The sequence below is a fragment of the Mycobacterium sp. 1482292.6 genome (assembly GCF_001672995.1).
GTDB lineage: Bacteria > Actinomycetota > Actinomycetes > Mycobacteriales > Mycobacteriaceae > Mycobacterium > Mycobacterium europaeum_A.
Genome location: NZ_LZKV01000178.1, coordinates 1 through 24706, shown reverse-complemented (window position 1 = coordinate 24706; position 24706 = coordinate 1). Strand labels below are relative to the sequence as shown.

25 protein-coding genes are annotated in these 24706 nt (G+C 68.1%); 18 read left to right on the top strand and 7 right to left on the bottom strand.

The window, feature by feature from the left end:
• On the bottom strand, positions 1 to 1544 hold a 1544-nt coding region (locus A5624_RS17665), incomplete at its 3' end, for an acyl-CoA dehydrogenase family protein (RefSeq protein WP_066868660.1).
• A 153-nt stretch (positions 1545 to 1697) separates the two neighbouring features.
• On the opposite strand from A5624_RS17665, the gene trxA reads away from it, so the two are divergent.
• The 4 genes from trxA (at position 1698) to A5624_RS17645 (ending at position 4875) form a co-directional block, all read left to right on the top strand.
• Positions 1698 to 2051 (top strand): thioredoxin, encoded by a 354-nt coding sequence (trxA, locus tag A5624_RS17660; protein WP_066868658.1) that lies wholly within the window; start codon positions 1698 to 1700, stop codon positions 2049 to 2051.
• Positions 2052 to 2103: 52 nt separating this feature from the next.
• A complete protein-coding gene (locus A5624_RS17655) occupies positions 2104 to 2913 on the top strand; it encodes an enoyl-CoA hydratase (protein WP_066868657.1) in 810 nt (269 codons plus the stop codon).
• A 26-nt stretch (positions 2914 to 2939) separates the two neighbouring features.
• Positions 2940 to 4577, top strand: a complete 1638-nt coding sequence (locus tag A5624_RS17650; protein ID WP_066868654.1) for an ABC-F family ATP-binding cassette domain-containing protein — start codon at positions 2940 to 2942, stop codon at positions 4575 to 4577.
• A gap of 88 nt (positions 4578 to 4665) precedes the next feature.
• The gene (locus A5624_RS17645; RefSeq protein ID WP_369827494.1) at positions 4666 to 4875 is read left to right on the top strand and encodes a helix-turn-helix domain-containing protein; all 210 of its coding nucleotides are present in this window, start codon (positions 4666 to 4668) and stop codon (positions 4873 to 4875) included.
• Positions 4876 to 4926: 51 nt separating this feature from the next.
• Here the strand turns inward: A5624_RS17645 and A5624_RS17640 are convergent, their stop codons facing one another.
• Both A5624_RS17640 and A5624_RS17635 read right to left on the bottom strand, forming a co-directional pair.
• Positions 4927 to 5496, bottom strand: coding sequence for a TetR/AcrR family transcriptional regulator (locus A5624_RS17640; protein WP_066868650.1), 570 nt, complete (start codon positions 5494 to 5496; stop codon positions 4927 to 4929).
• 23 nt (positions 5497 to 5519) lie between these two features.
• Entirely contained in the window at positions 5520 to 8336 is a 2817-nt protein-coding gene (locus tag A5624_RS17635; protein ID WP_066868648.1) for an aconitate hydratase, read from the bottom strand.
• Between the two features lie 249 nt (positions 8337 to 8585).
• Here A5624_RS17635 and A5624_RS17630 point away from each other — a divergent pair, with 249 nt between their 5' ends.
• The 6 genes from A5624_RS17630 (at position 8586) to A5624_RS17605 (ending at position 14819) form a co-directional block, all read left to right on the top strand.
• Positions 8586 to 9161, top strand: coding sequence for a DUF6676 family protein (locus tag A5624_RS17630; protein ID WP_066868646.1), 576 nt, complete (start codon positions 8586 to 8588; stop codon positions 9159 to 9161).
• A gap of 239 nt (positions 9162 to 9400) precedes the next feature.
• Positions 9401 to 10849 carry an NlpC/P60 family peptidoglycan endopeptidase RipA gene (ripA, locus tag A5624_RS17625; RefSeq protein ID WP_066868644.1) on the top strand — a complete coding sequence of 483 codons (1449 nt, stop codon included), beginning with the start codon at positions 9401 to 9403 and terminating at the stop codon, positions 10847 to 10849.
• Between the two features lie 25 nt (positions 10850 to 10874).
• Positions 10875 to 11612 (top strand): NlpC/P60 family peptidoglycan endopeptidase RipB, encoded by a 738-nt coding sequence (ripB, locus tag A5624_RS17620; protein WP_066868642.1) that lies wholly within the window; start codon positions 10875 to 10877, stop codon positions 11610 to 11612.
• Between the two features lie 122 nt (positions 11613 to 11734).
• On the top strand, positions 11735 to 12865 hold the full coding sequence (locus A5624_RS17615) for a MoxR family ATPase (protein ID WP_066868640.1): 1131 nt from the start codon (positions 11735 to 11737) through the stop codon (positions 12863 to 12865).
• 38 nt (positions 12866 to 12903) lie between these two features.
• On the top strand, positions 12904 to 13815 hold the full coding sequence (locus A5624_RS17610; RefSeq protein ID WP_156749064.1) for a DUF58 domain-containing protein: 912 nt from the start codon (positions 12904 to 12906) through the stop codon (positions 13813 to 13815).
• Complete coding sequence (locus A5624_RS17605; protein WP_066868636.1) at positions 13812 to 14819, top strand: VWA domain-containing protein; 1008 nt, start codon at positions 13812 to 13814, stop codon at positions 14817 to 14819. Before A5624_RS17610 ends, A5624_RS17605 begins: the two co-directional genes overlap by 4 nt.
• A gap of 74 nt (positions 14820 to 14893) precedes the next feature.
• Here the strand turns inward: A5624_RS17605 and A5624_RS17600 are convergent, their stop codons facing one another.
• The gene (locus A5624_RS17600; protein WP_066868666.1) at positions 14894 to 15733 is read right to left on the bottom strand and encodes a hypothetical protein; all 840 of its coding nucleotides are present in this window, start codon (positions 15731 to 15733) and stop codon (positions 14894 to 14896) included.
• A 157-nt stretch (positions 15734 to 15890) separates the two neighbouring features.
• On the opposite strand from A5624_RS17600, the gene fabG1 reads away from it, so the two are divergent.
• Genes fabG1 through A5624_RS17585 form a run of 3 tightly spaced genes read left to right on the top strand, consistent with a single transcriptional unit; the run spans position 15891 to position 18532 of the window.
• The gene (gene fabG1 / locus A5624_RS17595) at positions 15891 to 16658 is read left to right on the top strand and encodes a 3-oxoacyl-ACP reductase FabG1 (protein ID WP_066868634.1); all 768 of its coding nucleotides are present in this window, start codon (positions 15891 to 15893) and stop codon (positions 16656 to 16658) included.
• A 26-nt stretch (positions 16659 to 16684) separates the two neighbouring features.
• A complete protein-coding gene (gene inhA, locus A5624_RS17590; RefSeq protein ID WP_066868632.1) occupies positions 16685 to 17494 on the top strand; it encodes an NADH-dependent enoyl-ACP reductase InhA in 810 nt (269 codons plus the stop codon).
• A 6-nt stretch (positions 17495 to 17500) separates the two neighbouring features.
• Entirely contained in the window at positions 17501 to 18532 is a 1032-nt protein-coding gene (locus A5624_RS17585) for a ferrochelatase (protein ID WP_066868630.1), read from the top strand.
• A 6-nt stretch (positions 18533 to 18538) separates the two neighbouring features.
• Here A5624_RS17585 and A5624_RS17580 read toward each other — a convergent pair whose 3' ends face one another.
• Complete coding sequence (locus tag A5624_RS17580) at positions 18539 to 19483, bottom strand: hypothetical protein (RefSeq protein ID WP_066868628.1); 945 nt, start codon at positions 19481 to 19483, stop codon at positions 18539 to 18541.
• 57 nt (positions 19484 to 19540) lie between these two features.
• Between A5624_RS17580 and A5624_RS17575 the strand changes: the two genes are divergently transcribed.
• From A5624_RS17575 to A5624_RS17565, 3 genes are read left to right on the top strand one after another with little or no spacing between them, the layout of a single operon-like run.
• Entirely contained in the window at positions 19541 to 19978 is a 438-nt protein-coding gene (locus A5624_RS17575) for an NfeD family protein (RefSeq protein WP_066868626.1), read from the top strand.
• A gap of 44 nt (positions 19979 to 20022) precedes the next feature.
• Positions 20023 to 21159: an SPFH domain-containing protein gene (locus tag A5624_RS17570; RefSeq protein WP_066868624.1), complete on the top strand. Its 1137-nt coding sequence runs from the start codon at positions 20023 to 20025 to the stop codon at positions 21157 to 21159.
• A gap of 9 nt (positions 21160 to 21168) precedes the next feature.
• A complete protein-coding gene (locus A5624_RS17565; protein ID WP_066868623.1) occupies positions 21169 to 21525 on the top strand; it encodes a DoxX family protein in 357 nt (118 codons plus the stop codon).
• Here A5624_RS17565 and A5624_RS17560 read toward each other — a convergent pair.
• Complete coding sequence (locus A5624_RS17560) at positions 21522 to 21938, bottom strand: nitroreductase family deazaflavin-dependent oxidoreductase (protein ID WP_197518980.1); 417 nt, start codon at positions 21936 to 21938, stop codon at positions 21522 to 21524. The genes A5624_RS17565 and A5624_RS17560 overlap by 4 nt on opposite strands.
• A 194-nt stretch (positions 21939 to 22132) precedes the next feature.
• Positions 22133 to 22525 (bottom strand): hypothetical protein, encoded by a 393-nt coding sequence (locus tag A5624_RS17555; protein WP_066868619.1) that lies wholly within the window; start codon positions 22523 to 22525, stop codon positions 22133 to 22135.
• A 122-nt stretch (positions 22526 to 22647) separates the two neighbouring features.
• Between A5624_RS17555 and A5624_RS17550 the strand changes: the two genes are divergently transcribed.
• Together A5624_RS17550 and A5624_RS17545 are read left to right on the top strand one after the other, a co-directional pair.
• Entirely contained in the window at positions 22648 to 23358 is a 711-nt protein-coding gene (locus A5624_RS17550) for a response regulator transcription factor (RefSeq protein ID WP_066868662.1), read from the top strand.
• The coding region (locus A5624_RS17545; protein WP_066868664.1) for a cell wall metabolism sensor histidine kinase WalK at positions 23355 to 24706 on the top strand (1352 nt) is incomplete at its 3' end. The genes A5624_RS17550 and A5624_RS17545, both read left to right, overlap by 4 nt.

Sequence of the window (24706 nt, the reverse complement as noted above, 5' to 3'; positions counted from 1 at the left end):
GACATCAGGTAGCCCGTCAGCGCGCCGGTCATCGCGGTCACGTCGTCGTACGCGGTCTGCACCAGCTGCGCGACCGGCTTGAGCGCCTCGTCGACGTTGTCGATGGTCGCCGTGATCTGTCCCGTCAGGAACTGCAGCGCCTGGCCCCGGTCGCGCACGATCTTGCGGAAGAAGAAGTCGAGCGCCTGGATGGCGGTGGTGCCCTCGTACAGCGAATCGATCTTGGAATCGCGGATGTACTGCTCGAGCGGATAGTCCTGCAGGAAGCCCGAACCGCCGAGCGTCTGCAGCGATTCGGTCAGCACCTCGTACGCCCGTTCCGAGCTCACGCCTTTGACGATCGGCAACAGCAGATCGTCGATCCGGTGCGCCATTTCGTGATCGGCACCCGAAACACGTTGCGCCACAGCGTCATCCTGATGGGCGGCGGCATACATGTAGAGCGCGCGCAGGCCCTCCGCGTACGCCTTCTGCGTCATCAGGCTGCGACGCACGTCGGGATGGTGAATGATGGTGACCCGCGGCGCGGTCTTGTCCGACATCTGCGTCATGTCCGCACCCTGCACCCGCTCCTTGGCGAAGGCCAGCGCGTTCAGGTAACCCGTGGACAGCGTGCCGGCGGCTTTGACGCCGATCGTCATGCGCGCCTGCTCGATCACGGTGAACATCTGCGCGATACCCCGGTGCACGTCGCCGACCAGATACCCGACCGCGGGCACATCCGTTGCGCCGAAGGTCAATTCGCACGTGGGGGAGGATTTGATGCCCATTTTGTGTTCCACCCCGGTGACGTACACGCCGTTGCGCGGGCCGAGCTCGAAGGTGTCCGGGTCGAACAGGAAGTTGGGCACGTAGAACAGGCTGAGCCCCTTGGTGCCCGGGCCGGCGCCCTCGGGGCGGGCCAGCACCAGATGGAAGATGTTCTCGGCGGTGTCACCCACGTCGCCGCCGGAGATGAACCGCTTGACGCCCTCGATGTGCCAAGTGCCGTCGGGTTGTTCGATGGCCTTGGCGCGCCCGGCGCCGACGTCGGAGCCCGCGTCGGGTTCGGTGAGCACCATGGTGGCCGCCCAGCCCCGCTCCACGCCTTCGGCGGCCCATCGCCGCTGCTGCTCGTTGCCCTCCAGATACAACGCCTGAGACATGAACGGGCCCAGGCAAAAGAAATTCGCCGAAGGGTTGGCGCAGATCAGCATTTCGTTGACCGCCCACGCCAGCGGCGGTGGGGCGGGCATGCCGCCGATCTCCTCGGCCATGCCCAGCCGCCACCAGCCGGCCTCCTTGAGCGCGGCCACCGTCTTGACCAACTCGTCGGGCACGGTGATTTTGTGCTCGGCCGGGTCGAACACGGGCGGATTGCGGTCGGCGAACGCGAAGGATTCGGCCACCGGGCCTTCGGCGAGGCGAGCGGCTTCGGCCAAGATCGTTTTGACCGTGTCCTCGTCGAGATCGCTGTAGCCGCCGGCGCCCAGGACGGCGCCGACATCGAGAACTTCGAACAGGTTGAATTCGATATCGCGGACGTTAGCGATGTAGTGGCCCAACGCGATTCCCTCACTGGTCCTCGAGGCGGCGGATCGTCAGGCACAGTCTGTCGGACGCGGGAAAACGTACGCAACCGTAACCAGCGGCGGTCCGCGGGCGGCACGCTGCCGCGCGCCGGGAACATCGCGTCGACCCCGGGCGTTACGGCAAATGTGACAACACTTGATCTCACCGCTGAGAAGTTCAACGAAACCATCGAGGGCAACGACATCGTGCTCGTCGACTTCTGGGCGTCCTGGTGTGGTCCGTGCCGCCAGTTCGGTCCCACTTTCCAGGCGTCCTCGGAGAAGCACCCCGACATCGTGCACGCCAAGGTCGACACCGAGGCCGAACAACAGCTGGCGGCGGCCGCCCAGATCCGCTCCATCCCCACGCTGATGGCCTTCAAGAAGGGCAAACTGCTGTTCAACCAGCCCGGCGCGCTGCCGCCGGCCGCCCTGGAGGACCTGGTCGCGCAGGTCCGCGCGTTCGACGTCGACGCCGCCGAGGCCGGGCAGGGCGAATAGCCCCGCCGCGCTGCGCGCAGAAGCACGGTCGGCCACGCGCTAGGTTGCATGGGTGAGTTTGGTACTGGTAGACCACCCGCGGCCCGGCGTCGCGCTGATAACCCTGAACCGGCCCGAGCGGATGAACTCGATGGCGTTCGACGTCATGGTGCCGCTCAAGGCGGCCCTGGAAAAGGTCACCTACGACAATTCGGTGCGCGTGGTCGTGCTGACCGGCGCCGGTCGGGGCTTTTCCTCCGGCGCCGATCACAAGTCCGCGGGCTCGGTGCCCCACGTCGAGGGCCTGACCCGCCCCACCTATGCGCTGCGCTCCATGGAGATCCTCGACGAGGTCATCCTGGCGCTGCGCCGGCTGCACCAGCCGGTGATCGCCGCGGTCAACGGCCCCGCTATCGGCGGTGGGCTGTGCCTGGCGCTGGCCGCCGACATCCGGGTGGCCTCGACGAGCGCCTATTTCCGCGCCGCCGGCATCAACAACGGCCTGACCGCCAGTGAGCTGGGCCTGTCCTACCTGCTGCCGCGGGCCATTGGCTCGTCGCGCGCGTTCGAGATCATGCTGACCGGCCGCGACATCACCGCCGAGGAGGCCGAGCGCATCGGGCTGGTGTCCAACCAGGTGCCCGACGAGCAGCTGCTGGACACCTGCTACGCCATCGCCGCGCGGATAGCAGCCTTCTCCCGCCCGGGGATCGAGTTGACCAAGCGCACGCTGTGGAGTGGACTGGACGCCGGTAGCCTGGAAGGGCACATGCAAGCCGAAGGCTTGGGACAGCTATTCGTCCGCCTGCTCACCGCCAACTTCGAAGAAGCGGTTGCCGCGCGCGCAGAACGACGACCAGCGGTGTTCACCGACGACAAATAGGCGTCTTTTCCACAAGGAGAGCGATCGTGATCACGGCCACGGACCTCGAGGTCCGCGCTGGTGCGCGCATCCTGCTCTCACCGGACGGTCCCGACCTGCGCGTGCAGCCCGGCGACCGCATCGGGCTGGTGGGCCGCAACGGCGCCGGCAAGACCACCACCCTGCGCATCCTGGCGGGGGAGACCGAACCCTATGCCGGCGCGATCAACCGGGTCGGTGAAATCGGTTATCTGCCACAGGATCCCAAAGAGGGGGACCTCGACGTGCTGGCCCGCGACCGGGTCCTGTCGGCCCGCGGGCTCGACGTGTTGCTGACCGACCTGGAAAAGCAGCAGGCGCTGATGGCCGAGGTCGCCGACGACGACGCCCGCGACCGCGCGATCCGCCGCTACGGCCAGCTCGAGGAGCGTTTCGTCGCGCTGGGCGGCTACGGCGCGGAAAGCGAAGCCAGCCGCATCTGCGCGAGTCTCGGCCTGCCGGAACGGGTGCTGACGCAGCAGCTGCGCACCCTGTCCGGCGGACAGCGCCGCCGGGTGGAACTGGCCCGCATCCTGTTCGCCGCGTCCGAGGGCGGCGCGGGGATGTCGGGTTCGTCGACCACGCTGCTCCTCGACGAGCCGACCAACCACCTGGACGCGGATTCCATCGGCTGGCTGCGCGACTTCCTGCGCGCGCACACCGGCGGGCTGGTGATCATCAGCCACAACGTTGACTTGCTCGCCGACGTCGTCAACCGGGTCTGGTTCCTGGACGCGGTGCGCGGCGAGGTCGACGTGTACAACATGGGCTGGCAGAAGTACCTGGACGCGCGGGCCACCGACGAGCAGCGCCGCCGCCGGGAGCGCGCGAACGCCGAACGCAAGGCCACCGCGCTGCGCTCGCAGGCCGCCAAGCTCGGCGCCAAAGCCACCAAAGCCGTTGCCGCACAGAACATGTTGCGTCGCGCCGACCGGATGATGGCCGCGCTCGACGACGAGCGGGTGGCCGACAAGGTGGCCCGCATCAAGTTTCCGAACCCGGCGCCGTGCGGGCGCACACCGCTGGTGGCCACCGGGCTGAGCAAGTCCTACGGGTCGCTGGAGGTGTTCACCGGCGTCGACCTGGCGATCGACCGCGGCTCGCGGGTGGTGGTGCTGGGCCTCAACGGCGCCGGCAAGACCACGCTGCTGCGGATCTTGGCCGGCACCGAGGCCCCCGACACCGGAGGCCTCGAGCCCGGCCACGGGCTGCGGATCGGCTACTTCGCCCAGGAGCACGACACGCTCGACAACGATGCGACCGTGTGGGAGAACATCCGGCACGCCGCACCGGATTCCGGCGAGCAGGATCTGCGCGGCCTGCTGGGAGCGTTCATGTTCAGCGGCCCCCAGCTCGACCAGCCGGCGGGCACGCTGTCCGGTGGTGAGAAGACCCGGCTCGCGCTGGCCGGTTTGGTGGCTTCCACCGCCAATGTGCTGTTGCTCGACGAACCGACGAACAACCTCGATCCGGCCTCGCGCGAACAGGTGCTCGACGCGCTGCGCAGCTATCAGGGGGCGGTGGTCTTGGTAACGCACGACCCGGGCGCCGCCGAGGCCCTCGAGCCGCAGCGCGTCGTGTTGTTGCCCGACGGCACCGAGGACTTCTGGTCCGACGAATACTCCGATCTCATCGAGCTCGCCTGAGTTGACGGTTTTTGGCGAAAGCCGCCCGCGGCCGACAGTGGCTTCCTACTCTGGGTGCTTGCCATCGTGTCCCGGCGTCGGAGGAGCCATGAAGAGAACAGTGCAAAGGTCGGCCACGGCACGCGACCAGTTGCTCGACGAGCTGCGCCACGCCTACGAGGGTGGCGCCAGTATCCGCAACCTGGTCGCCACGACCGGTAGGTCGTATGGGTCGATCCATAGCCTGCTGCGGGAGTCGGGCACCACGATGCGCAGCCGCGGCGGCCCCAACCGGACCGCCAAAACCGCGCGGGCGTAGCGTCACTGCGAAATCTCGTCCCCTTGTTCGCAGTGGCGTTACGATCGCTTCTCAAGAATCGTTGCGGCGCACCGAGTTTTCCACTAAATCGAGGACCGCGGATAGCCGCTGCGGATCCTCGCCGGATGCCGACCGGGCCACCAGGCCGTCGAGCACCAATTCCAGATAGCACTGCAGCACGTCGCCGGGCACGTCGTCGCGGACCCGGTGTGCCTCCATCTGCCGGCGCAGTCGATCGGTGGTGGCCGCCCGCAGCTCGGCGGAACGCTCCGCCCAGCCCTGGCTGAACGCGGGATCGTTGCGCAGTTTGCGCGCGATCTCCAATCTGGTTGCCAGCCAATCGAATTCGTCCGGCGTGGCCAGCATGTCGCGCATCACCTGGATGAGTCCCGCGCGCGAAGCCACGTCGGCCATCCGCTCGGCGTCCTGGTGGGCCAGCGCGAAGAACAGCGCGTCCTTGTCCCGGAAGTGGTGGAAGATCGCGCCGCGCGACATCCCGATCGCCTTCTCCAGCCGGCGCACGGTGGCCTGCTCGTAACCGTATTCGGCGAAGCAGCGGCGGGCGCCGTCGAGGATCTGGCGGCGGCGAGCCGCCAGATGGTCCTCGCTGACCTTTGGCATCAGGTGATCTGATCGGGTTGGGGTTAACCCGACTTGAGCATGTTGCGCAGCACGTACTGCAGGATGCCGCCGTTGCGGTAGTAGTCGGCCTCTCCGGGGGTGTCGATGCGCACCACGGCGTCGAATTCGATTGCGTTTTTGCCGTCCTTGCTGGCCTTGACGTGTACGGTCTTCGGCGTCTTGCCGTCGTTGAGCTCCTCGATGCCGGTGATGTCGAACACCTCGGTGCCGTCGAGACCCAGATCCGCGGCGGACTTGCCGTCGGGGAACTGCAACGGGATGACGCCCATGCCGATCAGGTTGGAGCGGTGAATCCGCTCGAACGACTCGGCGATCACCGCGCGAACGCCCAGCAGCCGGGTTCCCTTGGCGGCCCAGTCGCGCGACGAGCCCGACCCGTATTCCTTGCCGCCCAGCACCACCAGCGGAATGTCTTGTGCCGCATAGTTTTGCGCCGCGTCGTAGATGAACGCCTGGGGTCCGCCGTCCTGGGTGAAGTCGCGGGTATAGCCGCCGGACACGTCGTCGAGCAGCAGGTTGCGCAACCTGATGTTGGCGAAGGTGCCGCGGATCATCACCTCGTGGTTGCCGCGCCGCGAGCCGAAGGAGTTGTAGTCCTTGCGCTCCACGCCGTGCTCGTCGAGGTATTGCGCCGCCGGGGTGCCCGGCTTGATGCTGCTGGCGGGGGAGATGTGGTCGGTGGTCACCGAGTCGCCCAGCAGCGCCAGCACCCGGGCGCCGGTGATGTCGGTAACCGGCTCGGGCTCGGCCGGCATGCCCTCGAAGTACGGGGGCTTGCGCACATAGGTCGAATCCGCGTTCCACTCAAAGGTGTTGCCGCTCGGGGTCGGCAGGTTGCGCCAGCGCTCGTCGCCCTTGAACACGTCGGCGTAGTTCTTGGTGAACATCTCCTGGTTGATCGCCGACGCGATGGTGTCGGAAACGTCCTTCTGCGACGGCCAAATGTCTTTCAGGAAGACGTCATTGCCCTCCTTGTCCTGGCCCAGCGGCTGCTCGTCGAAGTCGAAGTCCATGGTGCCGGCCAGCGCGTAGGCCACCACCAGCGGCGGCGACGCCAGGTAGTTCATCTTGACGTCGGGGTTGATGCGGCCCTCGAAGTTCCGGTTCCCCGAGAGCACCGCGGTCACCGATAGGTCGTTGTCGTTGATGGCCTTCGAGATTTCCTCGGGCAGCGGACCGGAGTTGCCGATGCAGGTGGTGCACCCGTAACCGACCAGGTAGAACCCGAGCTTCTCCAGGTACGGCCACAGGCCGGCCTTGTCGTAGTAGTCGTTGACCACCTGCGAGCCGGGCGCCATGGTGGTCTTCACCCACGGCTTGGAAGCCAGTCCCTTCTCAACGGCGTTGCGCGCCAACAGCGCCGCGCCCAGCATCACCTCGGGGTTGGAGGTGTTGGTGCACGACGTGATCGCGGCGATCACCACCGCGCCGTGGTCGAGCACGAACTCGCCGCGCTCTTCGGAGCGCACCTGCACCGGATTGCTCGGCCGGCCCTTGGCGTGCGCGGCGGCCGACTGCACGACGGGCCGGTCATCCGCGTGGCCGTTCGAGACCGCGCCCGGGTCGCTGGCCGGGAAGGTCTCCTCGACCGACTCGTCCAGTTTCGAATAGCCCTGCTGGCCATCGTCGTTGCCGTCGACGTAGCTGAGGATCTGCTCGCGGAACGTGGACTTGGCTTCCGACAACTGGATTCGGTCCTGCGGGCGCTTGGGCCCGGCGATCGACGGCACCACCGTGGAGAGGTCGAGCTCGAGGTACTCGGAGAACACCGGCTCATGGTCGGGGTCGTGCCACATGCCCTGTTCTTTGGCGTACGCCTCCACCAACGCCAGCTGCTCGTCGGTGCGACCGGTGAACTTCAGGTAGGAGATGGTCTCCTCGTCGATCGGGAAAATCGCTGCGGTGGAACCGAATTCGGGGCTCATGTTGCCCAGCGTGGCGCGGTTGGCCAGCGGCACCTCCGACACGCCCTTGCCGTAGAACTCGACGAACTTGCCGACGACGCCGTGCTTGCGCAGCATCTCGGTGACGGTCAGCACGACGTCGGTGGCGGTGACGCCCGCCTGGATCTCACCGGTCAGCTTGAAGCCGACCACTCGCGGGATCAGCATCGACACCGGCTGACCCAGCATCGCGGCCTCGGCCTCGATACCGCCGACGCCCCAGCCCAGCACGCCCAGGCCGTTGACCATCGTGGTGTGCGAGTCGGTGCCCACACACGTGTCGGGGTAGGCCACGCCGTCGCGCGACATCACCACGCTGGCCAGGTACTCGATGTTGACCTGGTGCACGATGCCGGTGCCCGGGGGCACCACCTTGAAGTCTTGGAACGCTCCCTGGCCCCAGCGCAGGAACTGGTAGCGCTCGCCGTTGCGCTCGTACTCGATCTCGACGTTGCGCTCGAACGCGTCGGCGGTGCCGAACAGGTCGGCGATCACGGAGTGGTCGATCACCAGGTCGGCGGGGGCGAGCGGGTTGACCTTGTCCGGTTTGCCGCCGAGGTCGCCGATGGCCTCGCGCATGGTGGCCAGGTCGACGATGCACGGCACCCCGGTGAAGTCCTGCATCACCACGCGGGCGGGCGTGTACTGGATCTCAATGCTGGGTTCCGCCTTGGGATCCCAGTTCGCGATGGCCTCGATGTGGTCCTTGGTGATGTTGCTGCCGTCCTCGTTGCGCAGCAGGTTTTCGGCCAGCACCTTGAGGCTGTAGGGCAGTTTCTCGGTGTTGGGGACGGCGTCGAGACGATAGATCTGGTAACTCTGGTCGCCGACTTGCAGCGTGTCGCGGGCTCCGAACGAATTCACAGAATCAGTCACTTCAACTCCCAGAGTCTTTAGTTCTCCCACCGCGACGGGCCGTGTCGGCGGTGCCGTGCCAACTTTAACAGTACGCTTGTCCTGCATTACGAGGGCACTCCTGACTTCAGTCTTGTCGCCGCGGCGGCCCGTTTAAACCCCATGTGCGCACCAATCCGTGCCGGGATAGGACGCGGGCGACCGCCATCGGCGCGGCGCGCGAACCGATATCGCGTACGGTGCCTCTAGCACTACCGCAGGAGGGACTTCATGACCGGTCAAGATTCGTTCGTCGGCCCGCTGCCGCAAACGGTTCCGTTCCTGCCCGCCTACATTCCGGTGGACGTCGACATGAACGTGGTCAAGTCCCAGGTCGCCGCCACCGGAGTCAGCGCCCCGCCCGCGGCGATGCCTGGACTGCTCGACGTGGTCAACCAGGCGCACGCCGAGGGCATCAACCTCAAGATCGTGCTGCTCGACCACAACCCCCCGAACGACACCCCATTGCGCGACATCTCGACCGTGGTGGGCGCGGACTATCACGATGCGACGGTCCTGACCCTTAGCCCGAGCTACGTCGGGAGCTACAGCACCCAGTTCGCGCGCGTGACGCTCGAGGCCGGCGAGGACAACGCGAAGACCGGCAATCCGGTGGTCTCCGCGCAGCATTTCCTGCACGAGCTCGACACGCCCGAGTTCCCCTGGACCGGCCTGACGATCTTCCTGTTGATCGCGGTCCTCGCGGCCGCCGTCGGCACCCGGTTGCTGCAGGTGCGCGGTAAGCGCGCAGCAACCTCGGGCGACGCCGCGGCAACCCCCGCCGCCGACACCAATACCACCGTCTAACTTCCGGTCTTCGTTTTCCCCGGTTCCTTCGGCGAGCCGCGGCGTCGCTCTGCGGCAAACCAGTCAGGTCACCATTCGGTCACATTAAACGCACGTAGAGAGTGCGATTTCGGTGGAGCGTTTGCACGCCCATCGGTGTGACGTACGGTGCAAATGATGCTGGTGTTGTCTTTGGCGCCTTTCGGGGAACCTGTGGCTGGCGCCGCCCGTCGTGTTGAGCCGTAGGAGACCTGAGTCGAATGAGACGCACACGCTGGGGGTCTTCTGCGCGACCGGCCTTAAGGCTGGTGCGCCCCGTCGTTCCCTCCGTTTTGAGCCTCGCCCTGCTGATCGCCACGCCGGGCCTCGCGGAGGCCGACCCCACCGCCGACAACCTCGCCGCCCTCATCGCCAACGTCGCCAAGGCCAACCAGCGGCTGCAGAACCTGAGCGCCGAAATCCAGACCGAACAGGAAAGCGTCAACAAGGCCCTCGTCGACGTGGAGACCGCGCGGGACAACGCGGCCACCGCCCAGCACGACCTCGAGGCCAGCCAGCAGGCGGTCAAAGACGCCAACATCGCCATCACCGGCGCGCAGCGCCGCTTCGACACGTTCGCCGCGGCCACCTATATGAACGGCCCGTCGAACAGCTACCTGACGGCGAGCAGCCCCGACGACATCATCGCCACCGAGGCCGCGGCCAAGAACCTCACCACCAGCTCGCAGACCGTGATGGCCAAGCTGCAGCAGGCCCGCACCGAGCAGGTGAACAAGGAGTCGGCGGCGCGGCTGGCCAAGCAGAACGCCGACAAGGCCGCGGCCGACGCCAAGTCCAGCCAGGACGCCGCCGTGGCGGCGCTGACCAACTCCAAGCAGAAGTTCGACCAGCAACGCGAGGACATCATTCGCCTTGCGGCCGAACGGGATCAGGCTCAGGTCAAGCTGGAGGCGGCCAAGCGTGAGGCGGCGCGGCAGTGGTCCGCCGGGGCGGGCGGGCCCGGCCCGTCGGCGTCGGGTGACCGGTGGGAGACCGGGTCGCCGGGCGCGCCGGCGCCGTCGGCCGGGGCCCGCCGGTGGGACGGCGCCTGGGACCCGACCCTGCCGATGATCCCGAGCGCCAACGTCCCCGGCGACCCGATCGCGGTGATCAACCAGGTGCTCGGCATCTCGGCCACCTCGACTCAGGTGACCGCCGGGCTGGGCCGCAACTTCCTGCAGCAGATGGGCATCCTCAAGCCCGACGACACCGGCATCACCAACGCCGCGCCCGGTGGGGTCGGCGCACGCATCCCGCGCGTCTACGGCCGGCAGGCCACCGAATACGTGATCCGGCGCGGCATGTCGCAGATCGGCGTGCCGTACTCCTGGGGTGGCGGCAACGCGGCCGGCCCGAGCAAGGGCATCGACTCCGGGGCCGGCATCACCGGCTTCGACTGTTCGGGTCTGGTGCTGTACTCGTTCGCGGGGGTGGGCATCAAGCTGCCGCACTACTCGGGCTCGCAGTACAACCTGGGTCGCAAGATCCCGTCCTCCCAGATGCGCCGCGGCGACGTCATCTTCTACGGCCCGGGCGGCAGCCAGCACGTCACGATCTACCTGGGTGACGGCCAGATGCTCGAGGCGCCCGACATCGGGTTGAAGGTCCGCGTCGCCCCGGTGCGCACCAGCGGCATGACGCCCTACGTGGTCCGGTACATCGAGTGGTGATCGAGTGAGCACTGAACGGACAGCCATGCGCCGCAACCGATTTCGTTTCGTCAACCTCGCCTGGATCACCGCTGTGGTGTCCGGGCTGATGTTGTCTGTGGCCGCCCCGGCTCCGCTTGCCGTCGCCGACCCCGGCCAGTGGGACCCCACGTTGCCGGCCCAGATCAGCGCCGGCGCCCCTGGCGATCCGCTGGCCGTCGCCAACGCGTCGCTGCAGGCCACCGCGCAGGCCACCCAGACCACGATGGACCTGGGCAAGCAATTTCTCGGCGGGCTCGGGATCAACATCCTGGGCGATCCCGCACCGGCCGCCGCCGCCACGCCCTCCAACCCCGGCGGCAAGATCCCGCGGGTCTACGGCCGGCAGGCCATCGAGTACGTGATCAAGCGGATGGGCTCCCAGATGGGCGTGCCCTACTCGTGGGGCGGCGGCTCGCTGGACGGCCCCAGCAAGGGCGTCGGCGACGGCGCCAACATCACCGGCTTCGACTGCTCGGGCCTGATGCGCTACGGCTTCGCCGGGGTCGGCGTGCTGATCCCGCGGTTCTCCGGTGACCAATACAACGCCGGGCGCCACATCCCGCCGGATCAGGCCAGGCGCGGCGACCTGATCTTCTACGGCCCGGGCGGCAGCCAGCACGTCACCATGTACCTGGGCAATGGCCAGATGCTGGAGGCGTCGGGCAGCGCCGCCAAGGTTACGGTCAGCCAGGTTCGAAAGCCCGGCATGACACCGTTCCTGACTAGGATCATCGAGTACTGATCAGCGGTGCCGGCGACCCATCAGCTGGGCGAGCGTCGACGGAATCCGGCGGTGCTGGAATAGTTGGACGCGGGCACGTCGCTGCCCGGCAGTCGTGTCCGATGGAACGTGGAGGGTTCTTCATGACAGCAGCAGGTGGGCCGCCGCCAGGCGCCAGCGGTTACTCGGGCCCGGGCGGGCAATCCGGCCCGGCTCACGAAGCGCCGACCGGCGGCGGTAACGGACTGGCCGCCGAGGTGCAGACCCTGGAACGTGCCATCTTCGAGGTCAAACGCATCATCGTCGGCCAGGACCAGCTGGTGGAGCGCATGCTGGTCGGCCTGTTGTCCAAGGGGCACGTGCTGCTCGAGGGTGTGCCCGGCGTGGCCAAGACGTTGGCCGTCGAGACCTTCGCCAAGGTGGTCGGCGGGACGTTCGCGCGCATCCAGTTCACGCCGGACCTGGTGCCCACCGACATCATCGGTACCCGCATCTACCGCCAGGGCAAGGAGGAGTTCGACACCGAGCTCGGCCCGGTGGTGGTCAACTTCCTGCTCGCCGACGAGATCAACCGTGCGCCGGCCAAGGTGCAGTCGGCGCTGCTGGAGGTCATGCAGGAACGCCACGTGTCGATCGGCGGCAAGACCTTCGCGCTGCCCAACCCGTTCCTGGTGATGGCGACGCAGAACCCGATCGAGCACGAGGGCGTCTACCCGCTGCCCGAAGCCCAGCGCGACCGCTTCCTGTTCAAAATCAACGTCGGCTACCCCTCGCCGGAGGAGGAGCGGGAGATCATCTACCGGATGGGCGTGCGCCCGCCGGAGCCCAAGCAGATCCTCAACACCGGCGACCTGTTGCGGCTGCAGGACATCGCGGCCAACGTCTTCGTCCACCACGCCCTGGTGGACTACGTGGTGCGCGTCGTGACGGCCACCCGCCACCCCGAACAGCTCGGCATGAACGACGTCAAGACGTGGATCTCGTTCGGGGCGTCGCCACGCGCGTCGCTGGGCATCATCGCCGCGTCCCGATCGCTGGCCCTGGTCCGCGGCCGCGACTACGTGATCCCGCAAGACGTCGTCGACGTCATTCCCGACGTGCTGCGCCACCGGCTGGTGCTCACCTACGACGCGCTCGCCGACGAGATCTCGCCGGAGATCGTCATCAACCGGGTGCTGCAGACGGTGGCCTTGCCTCAGGTGAATGCCGTTCCGCAGCAAGGTCATTCGGTGCCCCCGGTGATGCAACCCGCCGGCGCGGCCAGCGGTCGGTGACCGATCCCAACAGGCGGGCGGTGGTGCATCCGCCGTCGATGCAGCGGGGTCAGATCGATGACCCGAAGCTGTCGGCGGCGCTGCGCACCCTCGAGCTCACCGTCAAACGCAAGCTCGACGGTGTGCTGCACGGTGATCACCTCGGCCTGATCCCGGGGCCGGGCTCGGAGCCGGGGGAGTCGCGCGAGTATCAGCCCGGCGACGACGTCCGCCGGATGGACTGGGCCGTCACCGCGCGCACGACGCACCCGCACGTGCGGCAGATGATCGCCGACCGGGAGCTGGAAACCTGGCTGGTGGTCGACATGTCGGCCAGCCTGGACTTCGGGACCGTGGGCTGCGAGAAGCGCGACCTCGCGGTGGCGGCGGCCGCCGCGATCACCTTCCTCAACAGCGGGGGCGGCAACCGGCTGGGCGCGATCGTCTCCACCGGCGCCAAGATCACCCGGGTGCCGGCCCGCTCCGGACGTCAGCACGAGCAGACGCTGTTGCGCACCATCGCCACCACGCCGCGCGCGCCCGTCGGGGTGCGCGGCGATCTGGCGACCGCGATCGACGCCCTGCGCCGGCCGGAACGCCGCCGCGGCATGGCGGTGATCATCAGCGACTTCCTCGGGCCGATCAACTGGATGCGCCCGCTGCGGGCGGTCGCCGCCCGGCACGAGGTGCTGGCCATCGAGGTACTCGACCCGCGCGACGTCGAGCTGCCCGACATCGGCGACGTGGTGCTGCAGGACGCCGAGTCCGGCGTCACCCGCGAGTTCACCATCGACGCGCAGCTGCGTGACGATTTCGCCAAGGCCGCCGCGGCGCACCGCGCCGACGTGGCGCGCACGATCCGCAGCTGCGGGGCCCCGATACTGACGCTGCGCACCGACCGTGACTGGATCGCCGACATCGTGCGGTTCGTCGAATCCCGCCGGCGCGGTGCATTGGCAGGGCGGCAGTGACACTGCCGCTACTGGGCCCGATGTCGTTGTCGGGCTTCGAACATTCGTGGTTCTTTCTGTTCCTGCTGGTCGTCTTCGGGCTGGCCGCGCTCTACATCCTGATGCAGCTGGCGCGCCAGCGGCGCATGCTGCGGTTCGCCAACATGGAGCTGCTGGAAAGCGTTGCGCCCAAACGGCCTTCGACGTGGCGCCACGTTCCGGCGATCTTGCTGGTGGCCTCGCTGGTGCTGTTCACCATCGCAATGGCCGGCCCCACCAACGACGTTCGGATTCCCCGCAACCGCGCGGTGGTGATGCTGGTCATCGACGTCTCGCAGTCCATGCGCGCCACCGATGTCGCGCCCAACCGGATGGCGGCCGCGCAGGAGGCTGCCAAGCAGTTCGCCGACGAACTGACGCCGGGCATCAACCTCGGGCTGATCGCCTATGCGGGGACCGCCACGGTGCTGGTCTCGCCGACGACCAACCGGGAATCCACCAAGGCGGCGTTGGACAAGCTGCAGTTCGCCGACCGCACCGCCACCGGCGAGGGCATCTTCACCGCGCTGCAGGCCATCGCGACGGTCGGCGCGGTGATCGGCGGCGGCGACAAACCGCCCCCGGCGCGCATCGTGTTGTTCTCCGACGGCAAGGAGACGATGCCGACCAACCCGGACAATCCGAAGGGCGCCTTCACCGCCGCGCGCACGGCCAAGGACCAGGGCGTGCCGATCTCGACCATCTCCTTCGGCACCCCGTACGGGTTCGTCGAGATCAACGACCAGCGCCAGCCGGTGCCCGTCGACGATGAGACGCTGAAGAAGGTGGCCCAGCTCTCGGGCGGAAATGCCTACAGCGCTGCGTCATTGCAGGAACTGAAATCGGTCTACGCGACGCTGCAGCAGCAGATCGGCTACGAGACGATCAAGGGCGACGCCAGCGTGGGCTGGGTGCGGTTGGGCGCGCTGGTGCTGGCGCTCGCGGCGCTGGCGGCGTTGCTGATCAACCGGCGCCTGCCGACCTAGCGTCTGTGCGCGGGCCCCTTTGACCCGCGAGCGTAAGCACACTGTGAATTTCGGCCCGAATTTCCACAGTCGGCTTACGCACGCGAAGCGCGGGCTGCGCGCACCCGGCGGATGATGTCGTCGGGATGATCCTCGGCGATCACCCGGATCACGATCCAGCCGTAACGTTCGATCGTCTCCAGCCGGCGGATGTCCTTGACGTACTGGTAGCGACTCGTTCGATGCTGGTCGCCGTCGTACTCCACGGCTACCTTGATGTCCTCCCAACCCATATCCAAATAGGCCTCGGCCCAACCCCATTCGTTGCGGACACAAATCTGCGTCTGGGGAGCGGGAAAGCCCGCCGCAATCAATAGGAGACGCAGCCAGGTCTCCTTGGGGGATTGCGCCCCACCGTCGACGAGTTCGAGGGCGGCGCGAGCGGCCTTCATGCCTCGACGTCCCCGATACCGCCCGACCAACAGCTCGACATCGGCCATCTTCAGATCGGTCGCCTGCACGAGGGCATCGACCGCGGCGACCGCGACACCCAGGCGGCATCGCCTGGCCAGATCGAGTGCCGTTCGCGCCGGCGTGGTGACTCGTATGCCGTCGATGACGGTGATCTCGTCGGCCTCGATCCGCTCTTCCCAAACGTGCACGCCCGCGACTGGCCAGCGGTTGGTGTCGATGATCTCGGCGGGTAACGCCGGGTCGATCCACTTCGAGCCGTGCAGCGCGGAGGCGGAAAAGCCGGCGATTATGCCGCGACGTCGCGACCGCAGCCAGCAGGCCTTCGCGCGCAACGCCGCCGTCAGCGCGAGGTCTGTAGCCACGTACACGTCCTTGTGCAGCGCTGTATACCGGCTGCGCAGCTCATGGGGAGTCACTTCGCCGGCAGCTAGGGCTTCGCTGCCCAGGAAGGGACCGGTAATGCCCGTCATGGCGGAAGTTTGCGTCGCGGCACTGACAGAGCTTCGCGAGCGTAAGCCCACTGCGGAAACCCGGTCCGAAAATCGCAGCCCGCTTACGCTCGCGGTCATAACAGGGGGAGATTTCGGTCCTTGTAAGCCGAGGCGATAAGTTGGCCGGGTGACTGACGCAGCCACCGAAAACACCCCCAAGGCCGCCACCAACGGCGGCAAACCGGCATTCGTATCCCGTTCAGTCCTGGTCACCGGCGGAAACCGGGGGATCGGACTGGCGATCGCGCAGCGGCTCGCCGCCGACGGCCACAAGGTGGCCGTCACGCACCGCGGATCCGGGGCGCCCGAGGGGTTGTTCGGCGTCGTGTGCGACGTCACCGACAACGAAGCGGTCGACCGCGCCTTCAAAGAGGTCGAGGAGCACCAGGGTCCGGTCGAGGTGCTGGTGTCCAACGCCGGCATATCCAAGGACGCGTTCCTGATCCGGATGACCGAGGAGCGGTTCGAGGAGGTCATCAACGCCAACCTCACCGGGGCCTTCCGGGTAGCCCAGCGCGCCTCACGCAGCATGCAGCGCAAGCGTTTCGGCCGGATCATCTTCATCGGGTCGGTGTCGGGCAGTTGGGGCATCGGCAACCAGGCCAACTACGCGGCCGCCAAGGCCGGCCTGATCGGCATGGCCCGCTCGATCTCGCGGGAGCTGTCCAAGGCCAACGTGACCGCGAATGTGGTGGCGCCGGGCTACATCGACACCGAGATGACCCGCGCCCTCGACGAGCGGATCCAGGAGGGCGCGCTGGACTTCATCCCGGCCAAGCGGGTTGGTACCGCCGAGGAGGTCGCCGGCGCGGTCAGCTTCCTGGCGTCCGAGGACGCCAGCTACATCGCCGGCGCGGTCATCCCCGTGGACGGCGGCATGGGCATGGGCCACTGACTTCAACCACGACATTAAGGACGGACATGGCAGGACTGCTCGACGGCAAACGGATTCTGATCTCGGGAATCATCACCGATTCGTCGATTGCGTTTCACATCGCCAAGGCGGCCCAGGAGGCCGGGGCGCAGTTAGTGCTGACCGGGTTCGACCGGTTGCGCCTGATCCAGCGCATCGCCGACCGGCTGCCGGAGAAGGCGCCGCTGATCGAACTCGACGTGCAGAACCAGGAGCACTTGGACTCGCTCGCCGAGCGGGTGACCGCCGAGATCGGTGAGGGCAACAAGCTCGACGGGGTGGTGCACTCGATCGGTTTCATGCCGCAGACCGGGATGGGCATCAACCCGTTCTTCGACGCGCCATACGAAGATGTCTCGAAAGGCATTCACATCTCGGCGTATTCGTACGCCTCGCTGGCCAAGGCGACGTTGCCGATCATGAATCCCGGCGGCTCGATCGTGGGTATGGACTTCGACCCCAGCCGGGCGATGCCGGCGTACAACTGGATGACGGTGGCCAAGAGCGCGCTGGAATCGGTCAACCGATTCGTGGCGCGCGAGGCGGGTAAGTTCGGTGTTCGCTCGAATCTCGTTGCCGCGGGCCCGATCCGGACGCTGGCCATGAGCGCGATCGTCGGCGGGGCGCTCGGCGAGGAGGCTGGCGCACAGATGCAGCTGCTCGAAGAGGGCTGGGACCAGCGCGCCCCCATCGGCTGGAACATGAAGGACCCGACCCCGGTCGCCAAGACGGTGTGCGCGCTGCTCTCGGACTGGCTGCCGGCGACGACGGGAACCATCATCTACGCCGACGGCGGCGCAAGCACCCAATTACTGTAGACGGTAATGGAATTCGACGCCGTCCTGCTGCTGTCCTTCGGTGGGCCGGAAGGTCCCGAGCAGGTTCGGCCGTTCCTGGAGAACGTCACCCGGGGCCGCAACGTGCCGCCGGAACGACTCGACGACGTCGCCGAGCACTACCTGCATTTCGGCGGCGTCTCGCCGATCAACAACATCAATCGCGCGCTGGTCGCCCAACTGGAAGCCGAGCTGCACGACCGCGGCCTGGACCTGCCGGTCTATTTCGGCAACCGCAACTGGGAGCCCTACGTCGAGGACACCGTCGCGACCATGCGCGACAATGGAATTCGTCGGGCCGTGGTGTTCACCACCTCGGCGTGGAGCGGCTACTCCAGCTGCACGCAATACGTCGAGGACATCGCCCGCGCGCGCGAGGCGGCCGGGCCGGATGCGCCCGAATTGGTCAAGCTGCGGCCCTATTTCGACCACCCGCGGTTCGTGCGGATCTTCGCCGACACCATCGGCGCGGCGTCGGGTGCGCTGACCCCCGAGCAACAGGCCGGCGCTCGACTGGTGTTCACCGCGCATTCCATCCCGGTGGCCGCCGATGACCGCCTGGGCCCGCGGCTGTACAGCCGCCAAGTCGCCTATGCCGCAAGCCTTGTGGCGGCCGCCGCCGGGTATTCCGACTACGACCTGGCGTGGCAGTCACGGTCGGGACCGCCGCAGGTGCCATGGCTGGAGCCCGACGTCGCCGACCACCTGGCCACCCTGGCGCAGGCCGGGACCCAGGCCGTCATCATCTGCCCGATCGGGTTCGTGGCCGACCACATCGAGGTGGTGTGGGATCTCGACAACGAGTTGGCGTCGCAGGCCGAGGCGGCGGGCGTGGCCCTGGTGCGGGCGTCGACGCCCAACGCCCACCCGCGTTTCGCGCGGATGGCCGCGGATCTGATCGACGAATTGCGGTATGGCCGGGCGCCCCAGCGGGTGACCGGGCCCGACCCGGTCCCCGGTTGCCTCGCCAGCGTCAACGGCGCGCCCTGCCGCCCACCGCATTGCGCGGCCGGCCGCTAGAAACGCTTAATCGCCCCAGGCCGAATGCAGGATCGCGGTCACGGCCGCCATCCGCGCCGAACGCACCACCGCGGTGAGCGGTCGCAGCGCGTCGCTGGCGATGCGGGCCTCCGAAGAGGATTGCGTTCCCACGGGTTCCAGGCCCGCGGCGACGGGCGCGGTGAACCGGTCCGGAGAGTCGGATCGGCTCAGCCCCGCGCTGACCGCGATGATGGCGTCGACGTGGGCGGCGTTCTCCAGCACCCGCAGCGCGCGCGTCGGCGCGTGGTCGGGAATGCGGTGTTGCCGTGCGGATTCCAAGAGTTGCTCGACGAGGCCGCGCGGGTCGTCGACGTCGGACGCCGCGGCCCCCAGCCCGATGGCGCCCAGCGCGTCCGCGGCTGAGCGCACCGCCGACCGCAGCGTGTACTCGGCGTCGCCGAGCTCGTGATGGTCCAGCACCGGCGCGCCGGGCAGCGAGTACACGGTCCACGTCAGCGCGCACAATTCGGCCAGCCGCGTCTCGTAGTCCTCGGGCACGTCCTCGTCGTCCTCATAGGAGAACTCGGGCACCAGGCCGACCGCGGTGGCGGGATTGCGGGGATTGGCGATGATGACCGCCTCGCCGGCCGCCAGCGCGTCCCGCTCGAACTGTGTTCCGGGGGCCAGCCCGCGCACGTCGCCTGGCACCGGCAAAACCACGTTGATCGATCCGCGCATAAACCCGCCGCCGTCGGACGCCGGTGTCGGCCGGCCGATCGCGGCACGCAATGTCTGCAGCAGCGTGACCGTTCCGGCGTCGTGTACGTCGGGCCAGGGCAGCCCGGTGTGGCCCGCGGCGACCGCATCATACGCGGTCACCGATTGCTTTGGCGCCCAAACGGATAACGCGTCCAGGACGTCGTCGGGCGCGGCCTTTCCGGCGAGCCACGCATTGGCCCACAGGGACAGCGAGACACTTGGACACCACACGAGAACGCAGTGTAGTTGTTTTGCCCGGCAAAGGCGGATCACGCGTATTCTTGCCGCATGCACGCCGCGGTGCTTTGGCTAATATTCGCGCTGGTGCTGGCCGGTGCGGAGGCGCTCACCGGCCATTTGTTTTTGGTGATGCTCGGTGGCGGCGCGCTCGCCGCGGCGCTAACCAGTTGGGTGACCGACTTTCCGGTCTGGGCGAACGGCGCGGTGTTCCTGGTGGTCTCGGTGCTGCTGCTGGTGGTGGTTCGTCCGCCGCTGAAGCGGCGGCTGACGCCGGCCGGGGCGCCGCGGTTGGGAATCGAGGCGCTGCAGGGCAAAACCGCGCTGGTGCTCGAGCGGGTCGCGCGCGACGAGGGTCAGGTCAAGCTCGACGGCCAAGTGTGGTCTGCGCGCCCCCTCGACGACGCCGACGTCTACGAACCCGGCGAGCCGGTCACCGTCATGCAGATCGACGGCGCGACGGCGGTGGTCTTCAGGAGCAGTCTGTAGCGGCGAGACGACGCTGCCGACGACTGGTAGAGAGAGGAAGTCCGATGCAAGGTGCAGTGGCTGGATTGGTGCTGCTGGCCGTCCTGGTGATCTTCGCGATCGTCGTGGTGGCCAAGTCGGTGGCGCTGATACCCCAGGCGGAGGCGGCGGTGATCGAACGGCTGGGCCGATACAGCCGCACGGTCAGCGGGCAACTGACGTTGCTGGTGCCGTTCATCGATCGGGTCCGCGCCCGGGTGGATCTGCGTGAGCGGGTGGTGTCGTTCCCGCCGCAGCCGGTGATCACCGAGGACAACCTGACGCTGAACATCGACACCGTGGTCTACTTCCAGGTCACCGTGCCCCAGGCGGCCGTCTACGAGATCAGCAACTACATCGTCGGCGTCGAACAGCTCACCACCACCACGCTGCGCAACGTGGTCGGCGGCATGACGCTGGAGCAGACGCTGACATCGCGCGACCAGATCAACGGGCAGCTGCGCGGCGTGCTCGACGAGGCGACCAACCGCTGGGGTCTGCGGGTCGCGCGGGTCGAATTGCGCAGCATCGACCCGCCGCCGTCGATTCAGGCGTCGATGGAGAAGCAGATGAAGGCCGACCGCGAGAAGCGCGCGATGATCCTGACCGCCGAAGGCACCCGGCAAGCGGCGATCATGCAGGCTGAGGGACAAAAGGCTGCGCAAATCCTTGCCGCCGAGGGCGCCAAGCAGGCCGCGATCCTGACTGCGGAAGCCGACCGCCAGTCGCGGGTACTGCGCGCGCAGGGTGAGCGAGCGGCCGCCTACCTGAGGGCCCAGGGGCAGGCCAAGGCCATTGAGAAGACGTTCGCCGCGATCAAGGCCGGCCGTCCCACTCCGGAAATGTTGGCCTACCAGTACTTGCAGACGCTGCCCGAAATGGCGCGCGGCGACGCGAACAAGGTGTGGGTGGTGCCCAGCGATTTCAGCGCCGCGTTGCAAGGGTTCACGCGGCTGCTTGGCTCGCCGGGCGAGGACGGCGTATTCCGGTTCGAGCCTTCTCCGGTTGACGATGCTCCCAGGCATGCCACTGACGGCGACGACGCGGAGGTCGCGGACTGGTTCTCCGCCGAAACCGATCCCTCGGTCGCTCAAGCCGTGGCCAAGGCCGAGGCAATCGCCAGCAAGCCCGCGGATGGCTCGCCTGGGGAGCTGACTCCCTAGGATTGCGGCATGAGTGCGTTGACTTCACCGAAGACCTATGCGGCGCTGGGCGCCTTCCACGCCGTCGACGCGGTACTGTGCGGCGTCCAGGTGGCCCCGATCAAGAAGGTGCTCGATGACGTGGGCCTGCCGGAGAACGTCCGGCCCGTGTTGCCGGCGGTGAAGGCGGCCGCCGCCGTCGGATTGCTGTCGGTCAACCGTTTTCCCACCCTGGCGCGGCTGACGACGGCGATGCTGACGTTGTACTTCGTGTTGGCGGTGGGCGCGCACATCCGGGTGCGCGACAAGGTCGTCAACGGTGTTCCGGCCGCGCTGTTTTTGGCGTTGGTCGCCGCGATGACGATCAAGGGGCCCGACCAGAGCTAATCGAGGCGCAATTCGACCAGTGGCAGCGGGGTGTCGGTGTCGGTGATCGGCACGCCGAGCGTGTGCTCGAGCACCGGGCGCATCCGCTCCCACGCCTTGGGATGCCGGGATCGGTAGGCGGCCAAGGTCTTATCGGTCTCGGGTGTCGTCATCACCCGCGCCGTAGCGGTCCGGGGCGGGTGGCTGCCGGCGTAGACCCGCACCCGGGGGTTGGCTTCAATGTTGCGGAACCACTGGGCTTTTCGGCCGAAGCCCGACGCGACCACGTAGGTGTCGGGCGACGAGTGGTCGACGACCTCCAACGCCGCATAGCGCGGCATGCCCGACTTGCGGCCGATGTGTTCGAGCAGCAGGATGCGTGAACCGAACAGCGCGCCCGCGCGGACCTTGTAGATCCAGATCGGCGCGCGCATGAGGCGGCGCGACCGCAGCAGCCGCCCGGCCAGAGCGGCGACACCGGTGGGAGACCGGCGGGCTCCGCTGTTGTCCGATGTCATGCGGCTCTCCCGGATCGTCGAGCTGGGTTCACTCGAGACGCTACCGGGCCGACGCCGCCGGTCGCCGGCACGAAGGCATCGTGACGGCGACCGAAGCGAGTCATTGTTGGTCAGGGGTGCGGCGCGGCGGACGGTGTCGGCGCGGCCGGCGTCGGGAAGCCCTCGCCCGGGGGTGGTGGCCAGAAGCCTCGCGGGGGTCCCGGCGGGCCGGGCGGCGGAACAAAGCCGAAACCACCCGGCCCGGGTCCACCCATCGGGGGAGGCGGCGGCCCGTGGAACGGCGCCGCCAGCATCGGCGGCGGCCCGAGCGGCGGCGGGGGTGGTCCGACGCTGACTATCCAGGCGAACGCGATCGCCGCGACGGTGCCGACCGCGCCGAGCAGCGCCCCCGCCACCCCGGCGCCGATCACCACGCCGGTGGGGTAGCGGCGTCGCTCTAATGCCGGCTCGGCGACCGGCGGCGGTGCGGGTGCATTGGTGTTGATGTCGTCGTTCGTGGTCATGCCACGGACGTTAAGAGCCGGGGCTGAAATGGATCTGAAGAATTCGGCCGCCCGATGAACGGCTCGTCACAGTGGGCAGCGCCCTTCAGGTTCGTTTCAGCACCGGCACCGACAATGGAGGAATGACGGATTGCCTGCGCGCGGCCGGCCGGTTCAGCTTCGGCACGCCGCGGGTGCTGGTCGTCGAGGACTCCGAGACCATCCGGGAGATGGTCAGCGAGGCGCTGACCGAGGTGGGCTATCACACCGATGCCCGCCGCGACGGTGACGGCCTGGAAGAGGTTCTCGACGGAATGCGGCCCGACCTGGTGGTGCTCGACGTGATGCTGCCGGGACGCGACGGGTTCGAACTGATCGACGTGATTCGGGAATGGGGTGACGTCGGGATCGTCTTGATCACGGCCCGCGACGGGCTGCCGGATCGGCTACGCGGACTCGACGGCGGCGCCGACGACTACGTCATCAAGCCGTTCGAGCTGGCCGAGCTGGTGTCGCGGGTCGGCGCGGTGCTACGCCGGCGCGGACGGCTGTCCCAGGTGATTCAGGTGGGCGACGTCACGCTGGACCTCGGTGCCGGTGTGGCGGCGCGCGGCGGCCACCCGCTGGATCTGACGGCAACCGAGTTGCGGGTGCTGTCTTTCCTGGTGGAGCAGCGCGGCCGGATCGTCAGCGCAGGCCAGATTCTGAACGGGGTGTGGGGCTACGACGCCTACGACCCCAACCTGGTGCAGGTCCATGTCAGCGGGCTGCGGCGCAAGCTGGAGGCGCACGGGCCGCGGATCCTGCATACCGTGCGCGGCATCGGCTACCGCCTGCGGGCCGAGCGGTCATGACGGCCGCCTCGAGGACACCGACGCCGTCGCTGCAACGTCGGGTGACGCTGGTGGTGCTCGCGCTGCTGGCGGGCCTGCTGGTGGTGCTCGGCGTCACCATCGACTTCACGATGGGCGTTCTGGCACAGCGCAATCTGCACGACCGGCTGCTGGCCGCGACATCGCGCGCCGACGCGTTGAGCGCCGCGCGCACCTCACCGGATCTGCTTGCCGCCGAACTCAACGGCGGCGGGATCCGGGCGCTCGTCGTCACGGCCAACGGCAGCTCCTACGGTGACCGCGGGATCAGCCCGGAGCTCAGTGACGGCGAGGTCGAACCACCCCCGCTGTATCCGCCGCCGGCCTACCCACCGCCGTATCCGCCACCTCCGCCGTATCCGCCACCGCCGTACGCACTTCCACCGCCGCCCGGCCCGCCGCCGGATGCCACCGCGACGGCCGTCGTGCACCCGCTGCCCGACGGGAGCCGGGTGATCCTGGTCGCCGACACCACGCAGACCACCCAGGTCGCGCATCAGCTGCGCGCCCTGATGATCGGGGCGGGCTTGGCGACCCTGCTGCTTGCGGCGCTGTTACTGGTTGCGGTCAGCCGGGCGGCGCTGCGCCCGCTGGACCGGCTCACCGCGCTGGCCAACGCCATCACCACCGGGGACCGCGGCCGCCGACTGCATCCGGACCGCACCGACACCGAATTAGGTCGCGCCGCAAGGGCTTTCGACGGTATGCTGGATGCCCTGGAAACCTCCGAGCGCCGCGCCCGGCACGCCGCCGACACCGCGCAACGCGCCGAGTCCGCAACCCGGCGCTTTCTCGTCGACGCCGCCCACGAATTGCGCACCCCGATCGCCGGCATCCAGGTCGCCGCCGAACAACTCGCGCACGGCGCCTCGCAACATCAAGACGACGGGCAATACCGTCGGGCGAGCCTGCTGCTCTCCGACGCGCGCCGCGCCGGACGACTCGTCTCCGACATGCTGGACCTGAGCCGCATCGACGCCGGGCTCGCGCTCGAGCTGCATGACGTCGACGTGGCCGCCGTCCTCGATGGGGAAGCCGATCGCGCCGCCATGCTGGCACCGCAGATCAGCGTCAGCCGCACCGGTTTGGCCACGCTGAGCCTCAACGCCGACGCGACCCGCCTGTCCCAGATCGTGTCCAACCTGCTCGACAACGCACGCCGGTATACGCCGGCCGGCGGAGCCATCACCGTCGACCTTCGCGCCGACGAGGGCCTCGCGGAGGTGACCGTCACCGACACCGGGCCGGGCATCCCGGATGACCAGCGGGACAACATCTTCGAGCGGCTGGTGCGCCTGGACGCCGGTCGCGCCCGCGATCACGGCGGCGC